Genomic DNA, 23,524 nt, shown 5'->3' on the forward strand with positions numbered 1-23,524 from the left:
ATCTATCCATGAGCAGGTTGAAGATCAGGTAACACTGATTGGAGGACCGAACCCACTGTCGTTGAAAAGCCAGGGGATGACTTGTGGATAGGAGTGAAAGGCTAATCAAGCCCGGAGATAGCTGGTTCTCCTCGAAAGCTATTTAGGTAGCGCCTCTTGTCTCACCATCGGGGGTAGAGCACTGTTTGGGCTAGGGGGTCATCCCGACTTACCAACCCCATGCAAACTCCGAATACCGATGAGTGCAATCAAGGGAGACACACGGCGGGTGCTAACGTCCGTCGTGGAAAGGGAAACAACCCAGACCGTCAGCTAAGGTCCCAAAGTAATAGTTAAGTGGGAAACGATGTGAGAAGGCCCAGACAGCCAGGAGGTTGGCTTAGAAGCAGCCACCCTTTAAAGAAAGCGTAATAGCTCACTGGTCGAGTCGGCTCGCGCGGAAGATGTAACGGGGCTCAAACTATTCACCGAAGCTACGGGTGGTCAGAAGACAGATGACAGAGGACAGAAGACAGTGAAGAACGATGAATCGTCACTTCGCTGCTACAGTTCCCTCTTTCATCATTGAAAGATGTACAGAAGCAATGAATGAGTCGGCTAAAACTGTTAATGGCTTTGAAGACCTTGAAGTATTCAAAAGAGCTTACAAGGTATCTTTGGAAATTCACTCACTGAGCTTGAATTTTCCGAAGCACGAACAATTTGCAGGGTTAGCGGATCAAATGCGTCGAGCCAGTAAAGGTATCTGCGCAAACATTGCGGAAGGCTATGGTAAATAAAGCGTATCTAACGCTGAGTTTCGAAGGTTTTTATTAATGGCCATCGGATCAGCCGACGAAATGCGAGTCTGGACGAGATACAGTCTTGACCTTGGTTATATAACCTTGAATCAATGGCAAGCTCTGAAGGCTGAATACCAACAAATAGCCCGGATGTTGACAGGATTACACAGAAGCTGGAAATAGCTTCTAAGCAACCTGTCCTCCGTCTTCTGTCATCTGTCTTCTGATTGCGGTAGAGGAGCGTTGTGTAAGCGGTTGAAGGTGTGCCGGGAGGCATGCTGGACGTATCACAAGTGCGAATGCTGACATGAGTAACGATAAAGGGAGTGAGATCCTCCCTCGCCGGAAGACCAAGGGTTCCTGCGCAACGCTAATCGGCGCAGGGTGAGTCGGCCCCTAAGGTGAGGTCGAAAGACGTAATCGATGGGAAACAGGTTAATATTCCTGTACTCCTTTTGACTGCGACGGAGTGACGGAGAAGGCTAGGCCGGCAGGGCGATGGTTGTCCCTGTTTAAGGTCGTAGGCTGTGGGTTCAGGCAAATCCGGACCCACAAAGCCGAGAACTGATGACGAACCCACTACGGTGGGGAAGTGGTTGATGCCATGCTTCCAGGAAAAACTTCTAAGCTTCAGGTCAAAAGGAACCGTACCCCAAACCGACACAGGTGGTCAGGTAGAGAATACCAAGGCGCTTGAGAGAACTTGGGTGAAGGAACTAGGCAAAATGGCACCGTAACTTCGGGAGAAGGTGCGCCGGCTGGTGTGAAGGGCTTGCCCCGTAAGCACCGGCTGGTCGAAGATACCAGGTGGCTGCGACTGTTTATTAAAAACACAGCACTGTGCTAACACGTAAGTGGACGTATACGGTGTGACGCCTGCCCGGTGCCGGAAGGTTAATTGATGGGGTTAGCTTCGGCGAAGCTCTTGATCGAAGCCCCGGTAAACGGCGGCCGTAACTATAACGGTCCTAAGGTAGCGAAATTCCTTGTCGGGTAAGTTCCGACCTGCACGAATGGCGTAACGATGGCCACGCTGTCTCCACCCAAGACTCAGTGAAATTGAAATCGCTGTTAAGATGCAGTGTATCCGCGGCTAGACGGAAAGACCCCGTGAACCTTTACTACAGCTTCACAGTGGATCTTGATGTTGCTTGTGTAGGATAGGTGGGAGGCTTTGAAACGTGGACGCCAGTCTGCGTGGAGCCGACCTTGAAATACCACCCTGGCAATATTGAGGTTCTAACCCAGGTCCCTAACCGGGATCGGGGACATTGTGTGGTGGGTAGTTTGACTGGGGCGGTCTCCTCCCAAAGAGTAACGGAGGAGCACGAAGGTTGGCTAAGCACGGTCGGACATCGTGCGGTTAGTGTAAAGGCACAAGCCAGCTTGACTGCGAGACGTACATGTCGAGCAGGTACGAAAGTAGGTCTTAGTGATCCGGTGGTTCTGCATGGAAGGGCCATCGCTCAACGGATAAAAGGTACTCCGGGGATAACAGGCTGATACCGCCCAAGAGTTCACATCGACGGCGGTGTTTGGCACCTCGATGTCGGCTCATCACATCCTGGGGCTGAAGCCGGTCCCAAGGGTATGGCTGTTCGCCATTTAAAGTGGTACGCGAGCTGGGTTTAGAACGTCGTGAGACAGTTCGGTCCCTATCTGCCGTGGACGTTGGAAGTTTGAGGAGAGCTGCTCCTAGTACGAGAGGACCGGAGTGGACGAACCACTGGTGTTCGGGTTGTGTCGCCAGACGCATTGCCCGGTAGCTAAGTTCGGACGGGATAACCGCTGAAAGCATCTAAGCGGGAAGCCCCCTTCAAGATGAGACTTCCCTTGGCCTTCGAGGCCACATAAGAGACGTTGAAGACTACGACGTTGATAGGCGGGGTGTGTAAGCGTTGTGAGGCGTTGAGCTAACCCGTACTAATGACTCGAGAGGCTTGACCATATAACGCCAAAGCGATTTGAAGAGCTTGAAGCTATAAGCTTGAAGCCGGAAGCTGTACGCAATAGTGAGAGAGTGTAGAGCAAGAATAAACAAAGCTGTTTAAGTATATTTTGGATTCCAGGAGCGTTCAGCTTCGAGCTTTAAGCTTATAGCTTCCAGCTTGAGAGCCGAAGGCTCGACCAGTTTTGCCTGGTGACCATAGAGCGTTGGAACCACCCGATCCCATCCCGAACTCGGAAGTGAAACGACGCATCGCCGATGGTAGTGTGGGGCTTCCCCATGTGAGAGTAGGTCATCGCCAGGCACCCAATTTACCTTGAGTTCGCTCAAGGCTGTGAAAAGCCCGATAGAGCAATCCGTCGGGCTTTTTGCTATGTATGGAAAAATACAAAGCGTAGAAAAATTATAAGTGGCTTGTCCTGTTTAACTCTTCTTCACGCTCTTGAAGATAATCTGTCATTTGGGAACAGGCGTCCTTTGCTGATAACTGATCGTCCACTAATGCTCTTATTCCTACTCCAAGGGCAATGTAGTGATCAACGAATAACTCATTAAAGCCTGTTGAGTTATTGTCAAAGGCTTTTCGGTCATGTTCCAGTCCATCAAGATAAAATTCGCAGATTTCATCGATTTCATTTTTAAGTTGAGGGTTTTGTTCTGTTATTTCTTTCACGTACTCAGCGATACCGTTGTTTGAGTAGTCTGCGGTATCCAGAGGGTTTGCTTCTGCCAACCGGGATTCCAGCTGCAATGACTCAGGCTGACCATCTGATTTTTTGTAGAGTTTAGCGCTGCGGGCAGGGGTGAGTTGTGCATGTTCGGTTAGATAGGCAATTTCGTGAGTACAGTCATCTTCAAAGTTGCTTCCTGACGCATTTGTATAACTGCTAGAAATTGCCCAGAGCGCCTGATAACCATCGAAGCTCTCTTTTTCAACAAGCTGTTCATATTTTGCAGCCATTCTGTTAATAGTCTCTTCTGGCACATTGGATTGAACCAGTTTTGAAAAATATTGATGTGCGGTGACTACATCAGACTCATCAATTTCGTTTCGAGCCTCCAAACCTGTCAGTACCTTATCAAACTTAGTGTTTCCTACTGTTGAACGAGGGTCGATGGCATCTCCGGATGATACATCCTGACTGTCAGAATATTTTTTGCGAATGCTAACGAGCTCGCTTCTCTGGTAAGCATATTGTCTTTTCTGACCCAGAATTTCTCCTTCCAGCTCTTTAAACTGCTGCTGTAACTGCTCCTTTTGAGCAGCAAGCGCCTTTTGTTCAATTCTGTTGGTTCGACGTGCCCATTGGTAAGATGCGTTGAATCGCCGTTTTAGCTTAGAGCCTGCATTGTTCCTGAGCTGGTTATATTCTGACTCTTTTGACTTTAGATCCCGAACTTTTGCTTTTAACTTTATTGTCAATTGATTCAGATTTTGCTGATATTCTGAAAGTTTTTTGGCGGCTGTTTGCAGTGCTAGAGTGCGATTCTTAATTTCAGCAAGCTGATCCTTCATTACTTTGACAGTATTTTTTATCTCTGTATCTATCCTGGTTAAAGCCTTCTCTACCTGCTGTGTATCTTTACACGTTTCTTCGAGTACCGGCTGAAGAAGTTCTTTTTTATCTAATTCTATACCTGCTAGTATTTTTCTCGTCTCACCAAAGCTGGAGTCGTGTGGTTTTAAGTGATTGGTTGCCTTGATAAAGGCTTTAACGGCTTCTTTTTGGATAGTGCTTTTATGAACTTTCAATACTCCCGGGGCTACGGTTTTTAGCATTGAGTCCAGATCATGGACATATTGAAGCTTTTTAGTTTCTATCTTATGTGATTCCCCAGAGGCTGACTCGAGTGTCTTTGGCAGTGCCCTGGTCATATCATCGGCTTTTTTTATGAGTGCTTTTTTTAGTGTGGATAACTGTTTAGGACTGAGTCCGTTTTCTTTTGCTCCCTGGTCAATGAAATGATTGAGCGTCTGGAGCGTATGAGGTGTTTTGGCTTCATTAATAGATTGGGTAAAAAAAATGGTAAGGTCTTTTTGAGTAAGTTTTTCTAACCCGCCTTTGCTGATAACTATTTTATTATCTTTTTCATTGCCTATTGCTTCATCAACAAAGCTATCTTTGGCTATGGATTTGATAGCTTCAATATCTTTTCCAAGCTTTTCGTCGTCAATAATGTCTAGTTGGCCTTTTCTGCCTTTATGGCCTTTAGCGTTCAGGCGTTCAGCCGTGGCATGGAAATCACCGTGTTCTTTGAGAGTCTTTATGCGTCGTTTGTAAACTGATGTTTGTTTGTCGTCCTGAACTTTTTGTAACTGGCCTTTTCGATCACTGATAAGCTTATTGACAGTATTTTCTACTTTGCGGACAGTTCTGTTGACGAATTCGCCTTTGCTATTGATTGTATGTTGACCATCCATTCCCGGATAAAAATGCTCCAGCCCAACTGTACCTGTGGTGCCGGTTGTATTGCCTGGTTGCATCGAGAGTTCTCCATTCTCTGGATAAGAGTCCTTTCTAATAAAACATAGCTCAATTACAAAGACGTATTTATAAAGCCAGCAGTAACTTTTTGGGGAGCAGTGAAATAACGCTCTTAGTGGTAAGTAACTTTTTGATGACTTCTATATCAGGTGCGAAAAAACGGTCTTTATCGTAGAAAGGAACCAAACGACGAACTTCGTCATAAACCTGCTCCAGCGTAACGGATGTTTTCAGAGGTCTGCGGAAGTCAACTCCCTGACAGGCCGCCAGAAGTTCAATCGCAATAATTCCCCTGGTATTACGAGTCATAGCCTGCAGGCGCCGGGCTGCATGGGTCGCCATGGAAACATGATCTTCCTGGTTGGCGGAAGTGGGCAGGCTGTCCACACTGGCTGGGTGGGCCAGCATTTTGTTTTCACTGGCCAGGGCTGCTGCTGTGACCTGGGCAATCATAAAGCCGGAGTTCACACCTCCGTTGTCAACCAGAAAAGCAGGCAGGCCAGATAATTGACTGTCGATCAGCAAAGCGATTCGGCGTTCTGACAGAGCGCCAGTTTCTGCAATGACCAGAGCCAGAATGTCCGCTGTCATGGCGACTGGCTCTGCATGAAAGTTACCACCAGAAAGAATTTCTCCTTCGTCGTAGAAGACCAGAGGGTTATCAGAGACGGCATTGGCTTCGGTGAGAAGAATATCACAGCAATGCCGAAGCTGAGTCAGGCATGCACCCATCACCTGAGGCTGGCAGCGAAGTGAATAAGGATCCTGAACCTTGTCACAGTTTGTATGTGACCGCGACATTTCTGTCTCAGGCTCAAGGATAAGTCGATAGAGTTCCGCTGTGTCGATCTGCCCTTGTTGCCTCCTTGCTGCATGAATGCGGGCATCGAAAGGTTTGCGGCTGCCAAGTGCTGCTTCAACACTCAGGCTGCCAGCTAACAGGGCGGCACTGAAGAGGTCTTCTGTTTCAAAAAGCCCCTGAAGCGCTAATGCCGTGGATACCTGAGTACCATTCAGAAGTGCCAGACCTTCTTTTGGTCCCAGTTTGATGGGTGAAAGGTTAGCGATTGAGAGGGCATCTCTGGCGCTTAACTGTTTACCCTTATGGCGCACATCCCCTTCGCCTAAAAGCGTCATGGCCATGTGTGCCAGGGGTGCCAGGTCGCCTGATGCACCCACCGACCCTTGCGAGGGAATACAGGGGTAGATTCCGTGGTTGACCAGCGCAACCAGCATTTCAAGGACTTCCAGACGAATACCGGAAAAGCCCCGGGCCAGGCTGTTCAGTTTCAGCACTATAATCAGGCGGACCAGGGGATCACTCAGCAGTTCACCCGTTCCGGCAGCGTGGGAGAGGACAATACTGTTCTGAAGTGTTTCCAGCTGGTCAGGGGGGATGCGGGTATTGGCCAGCAGGCCAAAGCCTGTATTGATGCCGTAAACGGTTTTATCACTGGCAATGATATCTGTTACCACCTGGACACTGTTGTTTATAGCCTGATGACAATCGGGTGAGAGCGTTAACCGGACGGGTTGCTCATAGATGGTTCTTAAGGTTTCTAAGCTTAATGTGCCGGGTGTAAGGGCTATCGACTGTGGCAAATCACTGTTCCTCCAGCATGGGTAAATCCAGCTGACCCTGTCGGGCGCAATCAATGGCTTCCTGATAACCGGCGTCAGCATGGCGCATGACACCCGTAGCCGGGTCATTGTTCAGGACTCTGGCGATACGGCGGTCTGCCGCTTCCGTTCCATCGCAGACAATCACCACACCGGCATGCTGGCTGAAGCCCATGCCAACACCGCCACCGTGATGCAGGCTGACCCAGGTTGCGCCACTGGCGGTATTCAGCAGAGCATTCAGCAGGGGCCAGTCGGATACGGCGTCAGAACCATCGAGCATTGATTCTGTTTCACGGTTGGGGGAGGCGACAGAGCCGCAATCCAGATGATCTCTGCCAATGACAATGGGAGCTGACAGCTCTCCACTTCTGACCATGGCATTGAAGGCAAGGCCCAGGCGCGCCCGGTCAGAAAGGCCTGCCCAGCAGATTCGGGCGGGCAGCCCCTGAAAATGGATTCTCTCTTTAGCCATATCGAGCCAGTTATGCAGGTGTTTATCGTCAGGGATCAGCGCTTTGACTCTGGCATCGGTTTTGTAAATATCTTCAGGGTCACCGCTGAGGGCAGCCCAGCGGAAAGGGCCTTTACCCACACAGAACAGCGGGCGTATGTAGGCTGGCACAAAACCGGGAAAGTCGAAGGCGTGCTTTATACCTTCTTCCAGAGCCACCTGGCGGATATTGTTGCCGTAATCGACGACCACTGAGCCATTTTTCTGAAATTCAAGCATGGCCTGAACATGGGTAGCAATGGATGAGCGGGCAGCGACGCTCAGGTCTTCAGGATTTTGCTGTCTGGCTTGTCTGGCTTTTTCAAGGCTCCAGCCTGAAGGCAGGTAGCCATTCAGTGGGTCGTGGGCGCTGGTCTGATCAGTGACGACATCGGGTAAAACCTGTTTGGATAACAGTTGTGGCAAGATATCCGCAGCATTACCCAGCAGTCCTACAGACAGTGGCTGCTTATGTTTGCAGGTGGTTTGCACCCACTCCAGGGCTTCATCAAGGTTTGTTGTTTTTCGATCCAGATAGCCGGTCTCAAGGCGTTTATCAATTCGGGTTTCATCGCACTCAATCGCCAGCATAGAGAAACCGGCCATGGTGGCCGCCAGGGGTTGCGCGCCCCCCATGCCGCCCAGTCCGGCCGTTAAAATCCATCGACCGGCAGCGCTGCCTGAAAAGTGCTGGTCGGCAACAGCGACAAATGTTTCATAGGTTCCCTGAACGATGCCCTGAGAGCCAATGTAGATCCAGGAGCCTGCTGTCATTTGTCCATACATCATTAAGCCCTGCTGGTCGAGCTTATTGAAGTGCTGCCAGTTTGCCCAGTGAGGCACCAGGTTAGAGTTGGCAATCAGCACTCTGGGGGCGTCAGCGTGGGTAGGAAATACGCCAACGGGCTTGCCGGATTGAATCAACAGGGTTTCATCGTCGTTTAATCGTTTGAGTACCTCGACAATTTTGTCAAAGCACTTCCAGTTTCTTGCAGCACGACCAATGCCCCCATAGACGACCAGTTCATCAGGCTTTTCTGCCACCGCCGGATCAAGGTTATTCATCAGCATTCGCAAAGGGGCTTCGGTTAACCAGCTTTTAGTGTTCAGTGTTGAGCCGGTCGGGGCTGAGACAGTTCGTGAGGTGTCCGTTCTTGAGTGGTCATTACTGTTCATAACTCATTGTTTCCTGAAGATTCGTTTCCTAAAGAGTCGTTTCCTGAAGCGTCAACAAATGAATCAGCCGGGCAGCCAGCCTTGAAGTTCGATGGTCAATATCATAGCTGGGATTGAACTCGGCGATATCAATCAGTCGAAGTTTTTCTGAATCCCGGATGTATTTCAGCAAAGGTTCCACGACTTCCAGCGGAACGCCCCGGCTGGCTGGGGCGCTGACACCGGGAGCCAGTGCAGCAGGAAAAGCGTCAAGGTCGATGGTCAGGTAAACGTGTTCGACTTTGTCGATAAACCGGGACAGTAAGGCAGTCAGTTTGTGCAGCTGGATAATGGTCATGTCTTCGTCGTACTGATAATCGACGCCCAGTGTTCTGGCTCTTTCAAACAACATACGGGTGTTGCTGTTGCGGCTTACCCCAAGGCAAAGATAGTGAAAGGGCAGGTGTTGTTGTCTCGTGTAATCCGCTATTTGGCAGAATGGGGTGCCGGAACTGGCACCGGCCTGGTCGGGTTTGCGCAAATCAAAGTGTGCGTCAAAATTGATAATCCCAACATTGGGCTTTTGTTCCGGATTCAGGTGCTGAATAAGCCCCTGATAACTGGCCCAGGCGATTTCATGCCCCCCCCCGAGCCCCACGGGCAACTGCTGGTTATCCAGCAGTTTTGAGATATGTCGTGCGAAAGCCAGTTGTGCTGCTTCCAGATTACCATTCCGGCAAATGATGGTTTCGCTGTCGTATACTGGCTGCTCACGGTTCCATGGTTGTCCAGCCAGAGCTTTGCGCAGAATATCCGGGCCGGACGCAGCTCCGGGGCGTCCCTTATTTCTGCGTACACCCTCATCAGAAGCAAAACCTGCCAGGGTAACACCGGGTAACGCTGACTGGTTTGAATAACGGCTTACCTTCTGGTGCCAGCGCAGAGCCCATTCCGGGACGGTTTCTTCATCAACTCTTCCCTGCCACAGAGTCATGTCGGGCAGTTTCTCCTGATACGACTCAGGATCCGGGAAGACTGATTCAGGGGTCGCCGACTCAGCACTCATAAACTCTCTCCATAAACCGTCTACCTAAACAATGTCTCCACCAAGGATGCGCTGTTGCAGTGGTGAGTGACCCAGTTCGTAAGGCAATTCGTTGGGGTGGTTAGTATCCCATAAGCAAAGGTCTGCAATCTTGCCTACTTCAATGGTTCCGAAGTCATCGATGATACCCAACGCCCTGGCGGCTTCCCGGGTGGTTCCTGCAACGGCTTCGGCTGCGCTCAGTTGAAAAAGGATACAGCTCATGTTCATCATTAGCCGGATTGAAGCCAGAGGTGAACTGCCCGGGTTGACATCGGTGGCAACCGCCATAGGTACTTTAAAGCGGCGTAGCAATTCGATGGGCGGTTTTCTGCTCTGCTTCAGATAGTAAAAAGCACCGGGAAGAAGAACGGCAACGGTTCCTGATTGTGACAGATCTACAGCGCCGGTTTCATCCAGATATTCCAGGTGGTCGCAGGACAAGGCCCCCATTGAAGCGGCCAGAGAGCTGGAACGAGTCAATGAGAGCTGCTCAGTATGACCCTTGATGGCAAGGTTGTGATCAAGGGCGGTGCGAAACACCCGTTCGCACTGTTTGAGGTCGAAGCCAACCGTTTCACAAAATGCGTCAACGGCGTCTGCCAGCCCCTGTTCTGCAACCGTGGGGATGATTTCGTTACAGACAAGGTCGATGTAGTCGTCGGGTCTTCCGGCGTACTCAGGGGGCAGGGTATGAGCAGCCAGTAGAGTGGTTTTGACCCGGATGGGAACTCTGTTACCCAACTCCCGGGCGACTTCCAGCATTTTGATTTCATCGGAAAGGCTGAGGCCATAACCGGACTTTATTTCAACAGTCGTTACTCCTTCCCTGATCAGAGCCTCAAGTCTGGGCAGCGCGGATTTGATCAACTGCTCTTTGGAACGAACCCTGGTCGCCCTGACAGTAGACAAAATTCCCCCGCCCTTTTGGGCGATTTCCTGATAAGACTTGCCCTGTTGTCTCTGTTCAAACTCGTTGGCACGGTTGCCGCCGAACACCAGATGGGTGTGGCAATCAATTAAACCCGGAGTCAACCAGCGATTATGGCCGTCAATAACATCGTAGGGCAGTGACGTGGCGGTGACAGACGACATTGGTTGAATACAGGCAATGCGGCCATTCAGAACACCGAGGGCGCATTGTGTACGAACGCCGTAGGCATCTGGCAGGGTCGGGTCAAACGTTGCCAGGTTAACGTTAATCCATACCCGGTTACAGTCTTTGAGGCTGGTCATCTGGGGGAGGGGCATATCAGGCATAAATTGAACCCGTAAACAGTGTCGGTGGTACAGGGTGGTTGTACACGGTGACTGCGGTAATTTGTTAACCCGGTCTTAAAAGATATAAAGAGTTTCAGGCCAGCTGACAAGTACTTGTCAGCTGGCGCTGGACAATAAGGATAGCTGCTTCATGATGAAGTATTGAAATAAAAGTAACTCTGGCTGTCCGGAGTTTTATTTCTGATCTGCCCAAGGGAGGTAAGTACCGGTATTTCTGGGGAATGGTCGGTTTTGATGAGCAGCCACTGTTTTTTTAGAGATTTTTTAACTCAAATAGTTATTAAAAACTGAGCAAATATGACGAAATACAGAGAAGTGAACTAACTTTATTGAGAGAAGCAGTCGTTCTAATCATTCAATTCGGTAACGACGATGACTGATAATAACCTGATTCTGTTAACCTTCCTGATTTACTTTGGATTGATGTTGCTGGTCGGCCTGTTTGCCTGGCGTCAAACGCTCAGTTCTTCCGATTATTTTCTTGGTGGGCGCTCCCTTGGACCATGGTCTGTGGCGTTAAGTGCGGGGGCGTCCGATATGAGTGGCTGGTTACTGCTGGGCTTACCTGGTTATGCATTTGCAGCCGGTCTAGAGGCGTTTTGGCTGGCGGCAGGCTTGCTGGGAGGCACCTGGCTGAATTGGCTGATTGTGTCGCGACGCCTCAGGACTTACAGCGCTTTGGCTGATGACTCTCTAACATTACCTGAGTTTCTTGCTAATCGTTTTGAAGACAGAAAAGGCTTGTTGCAACCTGTCTCGGCGGTTTTTATTTTGATCTTCTTCCTCTTTTATACCAGCTCCGGCCTGGTGGCCGGTGGCAAACTGTTTGAATCAGCGTTTGGTATTGATTACCGCTGGGCCGTCATGATTGGCATGGTCAGCGTCATTTCCTACACGCTGTTTGGTGGTTTTCTGGCTGTCTGCTGGACGGATTTAATTCAGGGACTGTTGATGGCTGCCGCTTTGCTGGTGGTGCCGGTTGCGGCGCTGGAAGCCAGTGGTGGAGCTGATACTGTTTTTCAGGAGTTGCAGAGGATTAACCCTGAACTGTTAAGCGTGTTCACCACCGTCAATGGTGAGGCTTTGTCAGTAATAACGGTGCTATCCCTGTTAGGCTGGGGGCTGGGGTATTTTGGTCAGCCGCATATTATGGCTCGCTTTAAAGCGGTTCAGTCCGAAGGGCAGCTGGTACTGGCTCGCAGAATTGCAGTGAGCTGGACAGGCATCTGTATGCTGGGGGCTTTACTGGCAGGCCTGGCGGGTGTGGTTTACACACAGAGGGCAGGGATCAGTCTTGATGATCCCGAAGCGATTTTTATGGTGATGGTGAATGCACTGTTCAATCCGGTTATTGCCGGTATTCTGCTGGCCGCAATTCTGGCTGCCATCATGAGTACCGCAGATTCGCAGTTACTGGTTTGCTCAACGGCTTTTGCAGAAGACTTTTACCGGGATATTTTCCGGCGTAACGCCCCTCAGGAAGAAGTGCTTCTGGTTGGGCGTATTGCCGTGGTGGGAATTGCGGTCATTGCCACCTGGCTGGCACTGAACCCTGACCGTTCTGTGCTGGGTATGGTTTCTTATGCCTGGGCAGGCTTTGGAGCAGCCTTTGGTCCGGTGCTGGTTCTGTCGCTGTATTGGCGACGCATGAACGGTATAGGTGCATTAGCGGGTATTGTGGCTGGTGGACTGACGGTTGTGTGGTGGAGGCAGCAGCAAGGTGGCTGGTATGACCTTTATGAAATCATTCCGGGAATTATTGCCGCTACCCTGGCTGTCGTGGTGTTCAGCTACCTGGGCAGAAAACCATCAAAAAACATGGAAACCCTGTTTGATAAGGTTAATGGCCGGGTCGGGCAGCTTTCACATAATGATGATGAGCCTTCGGTTTCCTGAAGGGCTTCAGTGTTGTTGTCACCAGAGACTCATTACATCATCCCGGTTTGTAGCTCTGCCTCGGTATACAACGGGTAGTTTTTTGCGTCAGGCAGCTGGTAATGCCACCACTCACTCTGGATCGGGTTGAAACCGGCGATGCTCATAACGCCTGCCAGCAGCAGGCGGTTGTGCTGGGCTTTCTCTGACACCTGGTCATTGCCGTGGTGAGCCAGTGGGCGGAAATCGTCAAAACCGGTTCCCATCTCCAGCTCCTGCCCAAAACGGTCTGTGAGAGTCAGATCAATAGCGATGCCCCGGCAGTGCGGACAGGTGCCGGTTTGAGGGTGTGAGACATACATGGGATCGGGGGTGTGGTCGAACAATAACTGCTGAGCCTCCCGGGGGCGAAATGCATCCCATATTTTCAGCTTTAAGCCCAGTGGTGCCAGAATATCAATCGCTTTTTCCAGACCGGTTACGGCATCCTGGTGCAGGTAGCACAGAGGTTTTTTATAAAGAGGCCTGCCGGTAAAATTATCATCGGAAGCATAAGCGATGGATAGAGTCACATCGTGACTTTCGGGCGTGATGGCGATAAGCGTCTGTGTCTTCATAATCGGTGTGTCTTTATCAATAGTCATCGGTGGTGGATTTTTGGTCGGGCTTCCATTCAGGTTATCACCCTTTATCGGCATTCACGATGAAATCTGGTTACTGGCCGGGGGAGCAGGTGTTTTTACAGGTTTAAGCAGATTGACGGTAATCGCAGTGACCAGCATGCCAATAAGCGTGGCGAAAATATACCAGCAACGTCCATCAACCACTGGTAAGACAATCCAACCTCCCCAGGGAGCGTTGTTTATGACCCCGGCACTGAAACCAATGATGTTACCGGTAATGCCGCCCAAAACGATGGCAGGCAGTACTCTTAATGGGTCGGCTACGGCAAAGGGTATTGCGCCTTCGGAAATTCCTATCATTCCCATCATCAGCGCCGCTTTTCCTGCCTGATGTTCTTCACCTGAATATTTAAGTGGCGCCAGAACGGTTGCCAGCCACATCCCCAGTGGCGGTGTACAGATAGCAACCCCCACTCCCCCCATAAGATAGGGGTGATCCTTAACCTGGGTTTGCGCAAACAGGGTGGCGACTTTGTTGACAGGCCCGCCCATGTCAAAGGCTGTCATGGCACCCAGAATAACGCCCATGAAAACTTTTGACGTTCCCTGCAGATTGTGCAGGCACTCATTAAGGGTGGTCATAAGGTGAGCAATGGGATGACCAATAAACCAGATAACAACGGCAGAGGTCAGAAAAGTACCCAGCAGCGGGTAGATGAAGATCGCTCCCATGGGTTTCATGGCTCTAGGCAGGGGGATGCGCTTCAGCAGGTTAACAATATAACCGGCGATAAAGCCAACAACGATGGCTCCGAGGAAGCCTCCTCCATAGCTTTCTGCCAGCCAGGCACCAATCATTCCCGGTGCGAGTCCGGGGCGGCTTGCCATTGACCAGGCAATGTAGCCCCCCAGTATGGGGATAAACAGTGTAAAACCTGCTGCTCCCATATCCCAGAGGTCTTTCAGAAAGCCGGCCTCAGGCTGAGCGCCTTCGCCATTCAGCATAACGGCAAGGGACAACAGAACACCACCGGCAACGATAAACGGGATCATGTGGCTGGTGCCGGTTAAGAGGTGTATTTTCAGGTTGAGCAGCTCATGCCTGAAGTTCAGAGGTGTGATTGCCGGGGTCGATAATTTCATTATTCTGAAAATCTCATTGTCTGGCAGGTGAGTACCGTTATCAATGCGTAGTCATCAAACGGGTTTATGAGTATAGGATGTACAGGGAGGGTTTGTGATATCAGTGACTCCGTTTCTGCCTCATGCGGCGGTTCAGCATTTCAACCATCAGTGAGAAAGCCATGGCGAAGTAGATATACCCCTTGGGTATGTGGAAGTTCAGACCTTCAGCCATCAGCGACACACCAACAAGAATAAGAAAGCTGAGTGCCAGCATTTTGAAGGTTGGGTTATTACTGACAAACTGGCCTATGGGCCCAGCCGCAAACATCATGACACCCACGGCAATCATTATGGCAGCCACCATCACCCAGACGTCATCGGCGAGGCCAACAGCGGTGATAACAGAGTCCAGGGAGAAAACGATATCCAGCAGTGCGATTTGAATCAGGGTGGGGATAAAGCCTCGTCTTATAAGTGCCGGGCTGGTCTCATCTTCCGGCTCAAGACTGTTGTGTATTTCGTGTGTTGATTTTGCCAGTAGGAACAGTCCGCCACCGAATAGAATGATATCTCTGCCAGAGACTTCGTGCCCAAATACGGTAAACCAGGTGGCTGTCAGACCCATAATCCAGGCAATGGAAAGCAGTAAGGCAATTCGGGTACCCATTGCCAATAGGAGCCCGAGGTAGCGGGCTTTCGCACGTTGCTGTTCTGGCAACCGGTCGACCACAATGGTAATGAAAATGATATTGTCGATGCCAAGAATGATTTCAAGCAGAGCCAGTGTCGCCAGGGCTATCCAGGGTTCAGGTGTCAGCAGGACTTCCAGAGTAGGCAGGGAAAAAACGGGGTCCATGATGCGCCCTTAGCTCCATTGACGGTTGTGCTTATTTATATCGGCCTGCTTCATTTTAGACGTTAACTGGTTGCAAGAGAGGTAATAAAAAAGCCAGCGGTTCACAATGAGTGTTTTGCTGGCTTACTGAGGTGGGTGGTCAGTCAGATTGAACGGTTAGATCAGCGTTGATCCAGAGGTACAAAGTCTCTGGATGTAGCACCGGTATACAACTGACGAGGGCGGCCAATGCGATATTCACCACTGATCATTTCATGCCAGTGCGCAATCCAGCCTGGCGTACGACCTGTAGCAAAGATAACGGTAAACATCTCGGTTGGAATACCCAATGCTTTCAGGATGATACCCGAGTAGAAGTCAACATTCGGATAGAGTTTCTTCTCAATGAAATATTCATCTTCCAGTGCGATCTGTTCAAGGCGCTTGGCAATTTTGAACAGCGGATCGTTTTCCAGACCCAGTTCCTGCAGAACCTCGTCACAGGTCTGCTTCATCACTTTGGCACGGGGGTCAAAGTTTTTATACACGCGATGGCCAAAGCCCATCAGGCGGAAAGGGTCGTCCTTGTCTTTGGCGCGAATGATGAATTCTTCAATATTGTCAACACTGCCAATCTCATTCAGCATCAGCAGCACTGCTTCATTGGCTCCACCATGAGCCGGTCCCCACAGGGCTGCAATACCAGCAGCAATACAGGCGAATGGGTTAGCTCCACTGGAACCGGCTAAACGAACCGTTGAAGTGGATGCATTCTGCTCATGGTCTGCATGAAGCAGGAAGATACGATCCATGGCGCGTGCTAGAACCGGGCTGACTTCGTACTCTTCGCAAGGGGTGGCAAACATCATGTGCAGGAAGTTACCACCGTAGGAAAGGTCGTTGCGTGGGTACATGAAAGGCTGACCAATGGAGTATTTGTATGCCATAGCGGCCAGGGTTGGCATTTTGGAGATCAGGCGGTAGGCACAGACTTTCCTGTGTTTCTCATTAGTGATGTCCAGCGAGTCATGATAAAACGCAGACAACGCACCGACAACGCCACACATTACTGCCATAGGGTGTGCGTCGCGACGGAAGCCTGAGAACAGGTCAATCAGTTGTTCATGAACCATCGTGTGATTCATGATGGTTTTCTGGAACCGGTCTTTTTCTTCAGCCTTTGGCAATTCCCCGTAGATCAGCAGATAACAGGTTTCCAGATAGTCAGAGTGTTCTGCCAGTTGCTCAATAGGGTAACCTCTGTGCAACAGTATGCCCCTGTTGCCATCAATGTAAGTGATTCTGGACTCACAGGACGCAGTAGATACAAAGCCAGGGTCGTACGTAAAATAGCCATTGGCAGTAAGGCTGCGGACGTCAATGACATCAGGACCGGTAGAACCGGAGTAAACAGGTAACTCCAGTTCTTTGCCTTCTATTGATAAGAGAGCTTTTTTTTCAGCCATGATCAGGTTGGCCTCCTGTTTTGCCGTTTTATTGGTGTCTTTATAGTCAATCAAGGCCCTGATATGAGTAATTATTAGACAAAAAATGAACGGGCCCGCTTGTACGGTTCGCCCACTATAGAGGGATTAAATCTTTTGTCAAACCTGAAAAATAGTGAAAACTTATGATCGATAAAATAATGGTCGATAAGCAGAACTCCTTAACATGCAGGTAAATTGTAATTAAAAACCGAAGTGTATATACTTCAAACCCGAAGTTACGAAAGGCTTTTAGCAGGGGACGGAATAGCCTCCAGGCACTGACGTTTACCCTGTAAATCTCAGTACTTGAGCAGGTTTAATACCTGCGCTTTTTGGGAACCCTGAGTGTTCTGCATTAGGGTTTCAGTGCTCTCTCTGCTGTACATGCCGTAAGGCGTTGGGACAAAAAACGTGAATAGCAAAAGACCAGTTAATCTGGATATAACCACAATAAAACTGCCCCTGCCAGCTTATACCTCCATCTTGCATCGACTGTCAGGCATACTCCTTTTCGCTGGAGTAGGGTTGCTAATTTATGCACTGGAACTTTCGCTGGCTTCTGAAGAATCCTTTGCTGACCTGCAGATAGTTATGTCATCGGGACTGGCAAAATTTATCCTCTGGGTTCTGCTTTCAGGATTGATCTACCACTTCGTTGCCGGAGTAAAACACTTATTGATGGATGCTGGCATTGGTGAAGAGCTTGAATCGGGTCGTATCGGTTCAATAGCAACCATTGTCGTATCAGCGGTTCTGATTGTTCTGGCGGGGGTCTGGGTATGGTAACCAATATCACCAATTTGTCCCGAAGTGGTTTGTATGACTGGATGATGCAACGTCTGTCGGCGATTGTTCTGGCAGCCTACACCCTGTTTATAGCTGGGTATATTTTAACAACCCCGGAACTGGATTATGGGCAGTGGCATGAACTGTTCAGCCAGGTCTGGGTGCGGATTTTCAGTTTTCTGGCGCTTCTGTCTCTTATTGCCCATGCCTGGGTAGGCATGTGGACCATTGCCACAGATTATTTAAACAGCCGCGCTTTCGGAGAAAAGTCGGTGTTGATTCGGTTCCCCGTACAACTGATCTGCTTCATCGCACTGTTCAGTTATCTGGTTTGGGGCATACAAGTAATCTGGGGGCTCTGATTAATGGCGGCACTTCGTACCCTTACTTATGACGCGATTGTTATTGGTGGAGGCGGCGCGGGTATGCGCGCTGCATTGCAGTTAACTGAGGCAGGTATTAAAACGGCCTGTATCACTAAAGTATTTCCAACCCGTTCGCACACTGTTTCGGCCCAGGGCGGGATTACCTGTGCGATTGCCAGCTCTGATCCTAATGATGACTGGCGCTGGCACATGTTTGATACGGTGAAGGGCTCTGACTATATCGGTGATCAGGATGCCATTGAGTACATGTGTTCCGTTGGGCCAGAAGCTGTGTTTGAGCTGGAACATATGGGACTGCCATTCTCCAGAACGGATGAAGGGCGTATTTATCAGCGTCCGTTTGGCGGTCAGTCCAAAGAGTACGGAAAAGGTGGACAGGCCGCGCGAACCTGTGCCGCAGCAGACCGAACCGGACACGCCCTGTTACACACTCTTTACCAGGCCAATCTGAAAGGTGGTACCACTTTCTTTAACGAATGGTACGCCGTTGATCTGGTCAAAAATCAGCGGGGGCAGGTGGCCGGCGTTATTGCCATTTGCATAGAGACTGGCGAAACCGCCTACGTTAAAGCCAAGGCTACTGTACTGGCAACAGGTGGTTCAGGCCGAATTTATGCTTCGACCACTAATGCCCTGATTAATACTGGTGATGGTATTGGCATGGCGTTGCGTGCGGGGTTTCCGATGCAGGATATGGAAATGTGGCAGTTCCATCCTACCGGCATTTATGGGGCTGGCGTTCTGGTCACCGAAGGTTGCCGTGGTGAAGGGGGCTACCTTATCAACAGTGAAGGTGAGCGTTTTATGGAACGCTATGCGCCGAATGCCAAGGACCTGGCAGGTCGGGATGTAGTCGCCCGTTCCATGATTATTGAGATTCTCGAAGGTCGTGGCTGTGGCCCGGATAAAGACCACGTACTGCTGAAGCTTGATCATCTGGGTGACGAAACCCTGAACCTGCGCCTGCCGGGTATCTGTGAACTGTCCAAAACCTTTGCCCATGTTGACCCGGTGAGTGCGCCGGTTCCTGTGGTTCCTACTTGTCACTATATGATGGGGGGCATTCCAACCAATATTGGTGGTCAGGCGCTGTTCCCTGATGGCAAAGGTAATGATCAGGTGGTGGATGGCCTTTACGCTTGTGGAGAGGCGGCCTGTGTCTCGGTTCACGGTGCCAATCGTCTTGGTGGTAACTCGCTGCTTGACCTGGTGGTGTTTGGTCGGGCAGCCGGGTTGCAGATTGAAAAGAGCCTGAATGAAGGTTTTGACTCAGTCGATGCGTCCGACAGTGATATTGAAGCGGCACTGTCCAGGCTTGATCGCCTTAATTCCAGCCAGTCCGGTGAAAAAGTTGCAGAGCTCAGAACCGAATTGCAAAACACTATGCAGTTGTATTTCGGTGTATTCCGCGAAGGTAACAGCATGCAGGAAGGTCTCAAAAAGCTGGATGAACTCGGAGAGCGGATGCAGAACATTCATCTGCAGGACAAGAGTCAGGCCTTTAATACGGCCAGAATTGAAGCTCTGGAGCTTGAGAACCTTTATGAGGTAGCTTGCGCCACAGCAGTCTCTGCGGAAGAACGCAAAGAGTCCCGGGGCGCCCATGCCCGGAATGACTTTACCGAACGAGATGACGAAAACTGGCTGGTTCATTCGGTTTACTATCCGACAGACAGGGGGGTGGGTAAACGTCAGGTGAACTTTGCTCCCACATCGATGGAAGCGTTCCCGCCCAAGGCAAGAACGTACTAAGGGGAGGCAAAGGATAGTTATGTTAGTAAGTGTCTATCGCTATAATCCGGAAACGGATGTCAGGCCTTTTATGCAGGATTATCAGATAGAGATTCCGGAAGGCAAAGACCTGATGGTGCTTGATGTCCTTAACCTTCTGAAAGAGCAGGATCCGACTCTGGCTTACCGGCGCTCCTGTCGGGAAGGGGTGTGTGGTTCCGATGGCTTAAGTATCAGCGGAACGAATGGCCTGGCGTGCATCACACCTCTGTCTGAAGCCACCAGAGGAAAACGTCTGGTTCTGCGCCCGTTGCCGGGACTGCCTGTTATACGTGACCTGGTGGTCGATATGGGACAGTTCTACAAGCAGTATGAAAAGATCAGACCCTATCTGATTAATGATCAGCCGCCCCCTGCGATTGAACGTTTGCAGTCGCCGGAAGATCGGGAAAAGCTTGACGGACTGTATGAATGCATACTCTGTGCCTGCTGTTCAACAGCCTGCCCGTCCTTCTGGTGGAATCCTGACAAGTTTGTGGGGCCTTCTGGTTTGTTGCAGGCCTACCGCTTTCTGGCAGACAGTCGTGATACCGCTACTCAGGAACGTCTGGCTGAACTGGATGACCCGTTCAGTGTATTCCGGTGTCGGGGTATTATGAACTGTGTCAGTGTTTGCCCCAAAGGGCTGAATCCGACAAAAGCCATAGGACATATCCGACAGATGCTTTTTAACAACGCCACTTGAAGGCGGTTTCGCTGTTAGTGAATTCAGGTAGAAATTGTATTTTTTTATTGCAATTTGTATCTACAATAGAGCGGGATTATTCGAAGGTGGAGCTGGTTATATACATAGCTCTGCCTCTAGTTTACTCTTGGATACCTGCCGGTTGTGTGACCAGTTTTTTGTGAACGGCCGGTAAGTTTTACCAGCAGGGGCGGCCAGCATAGTGTTGGTTAAGTAAGTTTTTGCCCCAGATATACGGGGTGCAGACCATGCAAGAAGGTGTGATGCAGCAAATGTGGGCGACGTCTCATATTGCCGGGGGAAATGCTGCATACGTCGAGGAGTTGTACGAGCTTTACCTGCGAGACCCAAACGGTGTCTCACAAGAGTGGCGTGACTATTTTGAAAAGCTTCCACAGGTAAATGGTGGAAGCCCGGATGTGCCACATTCAACCATTCAGGAAAATTTCATCCTGATGGCCCGGCAGCATCAGACAACTCGCCCAATAGCTGCCAGCACAGTATCCAGTGATCATGAACGAAAACAGATTCAGGTTCTGCGCCTGATCAGTGCCTACCGAATTCGTGGACATCAACAGGCGCGTATTGATCCATTGGGTATATTGAAAAGGGAAAAGTTCCCGGATCTGACCCTTGAATATCACGGCCTTTCTCAGGCTGATCTGGAAATCGAGTTTCAGACCAGCACCATTTTTATTGGCAAAGAACGGGCAACGTTGCAGGAAATCACTGCGGCGCTGGATGCTACCTATTGTGGTGCGGTGGGTGTTGAGTACATGCATATTGTCAACACGGAAGAGCGCCGCTGGTTCCAAAGCCGTATGGAGAGTGTCAGAGCGCGGCCTGAAGTAGGCAGAGAAGCCCAGCTGCATCTGCTTGAACGTCTGACGGCTGCAGAAGGATTGGAAAAATATCTTGGCACCCGTTACCCCGGTACTAAACGTTTCGGCCTTGAAGGTGGTGAAGCGTTGATCCCTATGCTGGATGAAATGATTCAGAGGGCGGGCACCTACGGAGCCAAGGAAATCGTTATTGGCATGGCGCACCGTGGTCGTCTGAATGTTCTGGTGAATATCCTTGGCAAAAATCCTTCTGAACTGTTTGATGAGTTTGAAGGCAAGAAAATGGCCGACAGTGGCTCTGGTGATGTGAAGTATCATCAGGGTTTTTCGTCTAATGTTATGACGCCGGGTGGCGAGGTGCATCTGGCGCTGGCTTTTAACCCTTCGCATCTGGAAATTGTCGCGCCGGTGGTCGAAGGTTCAGTACGGGCTCGACAGGACCGGCGTCACGATGATGTTCGGGGTCAGGTGATTCCCGTTTCCATTCACGGTGATGCAGCGTTTGCCGGACAGGGTGTGGTGATGGAAACCCTGCAGATGTCCCAGACCCGTGCATACAGTACCGGTGGTACAGTCCATATCATTATTAACAACCAGGTTGGCTTTACCACCAGTCGTCGGGAAGATGCCCGTTCTACCGAGTACTGTACCGATGTCGCCAAAATGGTAGGTGCGCCAATTCTTCACGTGAACGGTGATGATCCGGAAGCGGTTCAGTTTGTGACTAAACTGGCGCTGGATTACCGTATGGAGTTCAAGCGGGACGTGGTCATTGATATGGTCTGCTATCGTCGCCGCGGGCATAACGAGGCGGATGAACCCTCCTCAACTCAGCCAATGATGTACCAGACGATTAAAAGCCATACCACGACTAGAGACTTTTACGCTGAAGCTCTGGCTGGGCAGGGAGTCATCACTGCTGAAGCTGATAAGGAGCTGGTTAATAGCTATCGCGCTGCACTGGACAACGGTGAGCATGTTGCCAAGGCGCTGGTTAAAGAACCTAACAAGGAACTGTTTGTTGACTGGACCCCTTATCTTGGACACGAATGGACCGCACGCCATGATACCAGGGTAGCACTGGGCAACCTGCAGGAGCTGGGCCAGCAACTGTGCGAAATTCCTGAAGGCTTTGTGTTGCAGCGTCAGGTCAGCAAAATTATCGACGACCGTCGTAAAATGGCCGCCGGGGCGTTGCCTATTAACTGGGGCTGCGCGGAAGTGCTGGCTTATGCCTCTTTGTTGAAAGAAGGGCACCCTGTTCGCATCACTGGTCAGGATGTTGGACGTGGAACATTCTCCCATCGTCATGCTGTGCATCATAACCAGAAAGACGGCAGCGCACTGGTCCCTCTGGCCAGGCTGAGTGAAGACCAGCCTCCGTTCCAGATATGGGATTCACTGCTGTCTGAAGAAGCCGTTCTGGCTTTTGAGTATGGCTATGCCACCACCACGCCGGGGGCGCTGGTGGTCTGGGAAGCCCAGTTTGGTGATTTTGCCAACGGTTGTCAGGTGGTGATCGATCAGTTTATTACCAGTGGTGAACACAAGTGGGGGCGTCTGTGCGGTCTGACTATGTTGTTGCCCCATGGGTATGAAGGGCAGGGGCCGGAGCACTCATCTGCCCGGCTGGAGCGATATCTGCAATTGTGTGCCGAGCATAATATTCAGGTGTGTGTACCGACCACTCCTGCACAAGTGTTCCACATGCTGCGACGTCAGATGTTAAGGCCGCTGCGCAAACCTTTGATTGCTTTTACTCCCAAGAGCCTGCTAAGACACAAACAGGCCATTTCAACGCTGGAAGATCTGGCAGAAGGTGGGTTCCAGACTGTTATCCCTGAAGTGGAAGTGCATAAACATTCTGATGTGCGCCGGTTGATCCTTTGCAGTGGCAAGGTTTATTACGATCTAATCGACAAACGACGTAATGATGAGATTAATGATACCATCGTCGTGCGTATTGAGCAGCTTTATCCATTCCCGCAGGACGATCTGGATGAGTTAATCATCCAGTATCCAAACCTTGAGCATGTTGTCTGGTGTCAGGAGGAACCTATGAACCAGGGAGCCTGGTATTGTAGTCAGCACCACATGCGTCGTTCTGTTGCCCGACTCAGTGATCGTTTAACGCTTAAATATGCAGGGCGAGATGCTTCTGCGGCACCTGCATGCGGCTATATGTCCAAGCATGTAGAAGAGCAGCAAAAACTGGTAAATGACGCGTTTACGGTATAAAT

15 protein-coding genes and 2 rRNA genes (1 of these 17 cut by a window edge) are annotated in these 23,524 nt (G+C 50.3%); 8 read left to right on the forward strand and 9 right to left on the reverse strand.

Features of this window, described 5'->3' with window-relative positions; all coding sequences use genetic code 11:
• Window positions 1-2,730, forward strand: a 23S ribosomal RNA gene (locus tag NX720_RS21375); it begins 690 nt to the left of the window's first position.
• Between the two features lie 188 nt (window positions 2,731-2,918).
• Window positions 2,919-3,034, forward strand: a 5S ribosomal RNA gene (gene rrf / locus NX720_RS21380).
• 99 nt (window positions 3,035-3,133) lie between these two features.
• Here rrf and NX720_RS21385 read toward each other — a convergent pair.
• From NX720_RS21385 to hutI, 5 genes are all read right to left on the reverse strand, one after another.
• Window positions 3,134-5,215 (reverse strand): coiled-coil domain-containing protein, encoded by a 2,082-nt coding sequence (locus NX720_RS21385; protein WP_262597353.1) that lies wholly within the window; start codon window positions 5,213-5,215, stop codon window positions 3,134-3,136.
• A 67-nt stretch (window positions 5,216-5,282) separates the two neighbouring features.
• Window positions 5,283-6,899 carry a histidine ammonia-lyase gene (gene hutH / locus NX720_RS21390; protein ID WP_262597355.1) on the reverse strand — a complete coding sequence of 539 codons (1,617 nt, stop codon included), beginning with the start codon at window positions 6,897-6,899 and terminating at the stop codon, window positions 5,283-5,285.
• Complete coding sequence (gene hutU / locus NX720_RS21395; RefSeq protein ID WP_262597356.1) at window positions 6,820-8,505, reverse strand: urocanate hydratase; 1,686 nt, start codon at window positions 8,503-8,505, stop codon at window positions 6,820-6,822. The genes hutH and hutU overlap by 80 nt, the downstream gene beginning before the upstream one ends.
• 28 nt (window positions 8,506-8,533) lie before the next feature.
• Entirely contained in the window at window positions 8,534-9,550 is a 1,017-nt protein-coding gene (hutG, locus tag NX720_RS21400) for a formimidoylglutamase (protein ID WP_262597358.1), read from the reverse strand.
• 24 nt (window positions 9,551-9,574) lie between these two features.
• Complete coding sequence (gene hutI, locus NX720_RS21405) at window positions 9,575-10,828, reverse strand: imidazolonepropionase (protein WP_262597360.1); 1,254 nt, start codon at window positions 10,826-10,828, stop codon at window positions 9,575-9,577.
• A gap of 393 nt (window positions 10,829-11,221) precedes the next feature.
• Here hutI and putP point away from each other — a divergent pair, with 393 nt between their 5' ends.
• On the forward strand, window positions 11,222-12,745 hold the full coding sequence (gene putP / locus NX720_RS21410) for a sodium/proline symporter PutP (RefSeq protein WP_262597362.1): 1,524 nt from the start codon (window positions 11,222-11,224) through the stop codon (window positions 12,743-12,745).
• A gap of 32 nt (window positions 12,746-12,777) precedes the next feature.
• Here the strand turns inward: putP and ddpX are convergent, their stop codons facing one another.
• From ddpX to gltA, 4 genes are all read right to left on the reverse strand, one after another.
• Window positions 12,778-13,422, reverse strand: a complete 645-nt coding sequence (ddpX, locus tag NX720_RS21415) for a D-alanyl-D-alanine dipeptidase (RefSeq protein WP_262597363.1) — start codon at window positions 13,420-13,422, stop codon at window positions 12,778-12,780.
• The gene (locus tag NX720_RS21420) at window positions 13,423-14,490 is read right to left on the reverse strand and encodes a PTS fructose transporter subunit IIC (protein WP_262597365.1); all 1,068 of its coding nucleotides are present in this window, start codon (window positions 14,488-14,490) and stop codon (window positions 13,423-13,425) included.
• Window positions 14,491-14,590: 100 nt separating this feature from the next.
• Window positions 14,591-15,328, reverse strand: a complete 738-nt coding sequence (locus tag NX720_RS21425) for a TerC family protein (protein ID WP_262597367.1) — start codon at window positions 15,326-15,328, stop codon at window positions 14,591-14,593.
• Window positions 15,329-15,489: 161 nt separating this feature from the next.
• Complete coding sequence (gene gltA, locus NX720_RS21430; RefSeq protein ID WP_262601626.1) at window positions 15,490-16,773, reverse strand: citrate synthase; 1,284 nt, start codon at window positions 16,771-16,773, stop codon at window positions 15,490-15,492.
• 432 nt (window positions 16,774-17,205) lie between these two features.
• Here gltA and sdhC point away from each other — a divergent pair, with 432 nt between their 5' ends.
• From sdhC to NX720_RS21455, 5 genes are all read left to right on the forward strand, one after another.
• Window positions 17,206-17,580 carry a succinate dehydrogenase, cytochrome b556 subunit gene (gene sdhC, locus NX720_RS21435; protein ID WP_262597369.1) on the forward strand — a complete coding sequence of 125 codons (375 nt, stop codon included), beginning with the start codon at window positions 17,206-17,208 and terminating at the stop codon, window positions 17,578-17,580.
• The gene (gene sdhD, locus NX720_RS21440; protein ID WP_262597370.1) at window positions 17,574-17,942 is read left to right on the forward strand and encodes a succinate dehydrogenase, hydrophobic membrane anchor protein; all 369 of its coding nucleotides are present in this window, start codon (window positions 17,574-17,576) and stop codon (window positions 17,940-17,942) included. Before sdhC ends, sdhD begins: the two co-directional genes overlap by 7 nt.
• 3 nt (window positions 17,943-17,945) lie before the next feature.
• Entirely contained in the window at window positions 17,946-19,718 is a 1,773-nt protein-coding gene (gene sdhA / locus NX720_RS21445) for a succinate dehydrogenase flavoprotein subunit (protein WP_262597371.1), read from the forward strand.
• Between the two features lie 19 nt (window positions 19,719-19,737).
• Window positions 19,738-20,442 (forward strand): succinate dehydrogenase iron-sulfur subunit, encoded by a 705-nt coding sequence (locus tag NX720_RS21450; RefSeq protein ID WP_262597372.1) that lies wholly within the window; start codon window positions 19,738-19,740, stop codon window positions 20,440-20,442.
• A gap of 248 nt (window positions 20,443-20,690) precedes the next feature.
• On the forward strand, window positions 20,691-23,522 hold the full coding sequence (locus NX720_RS21455) for a 2-oxoglutarate dehydrogenase E1 component (protein WP_262597374.1): 2,832 nt from the start codon (window positions 20,691-20,693) through the stop codon (window positions 23,520-23,522).
• The last annotated feature ends 2 nt before the right edge of the window (window positions 23,523-23,524 follow it).

The sequence above is a fragment of the Endozoicomonas euniceicola genome (assembly GCF_025562755.1).
Lineage (GTDB): Bacteria > Pseudomonadota > Gammaproteobacteria > Pseudomonadales > Endozoicomonadaceae > Endozoicomonas_A > Endozoicomonas_A euniceicola.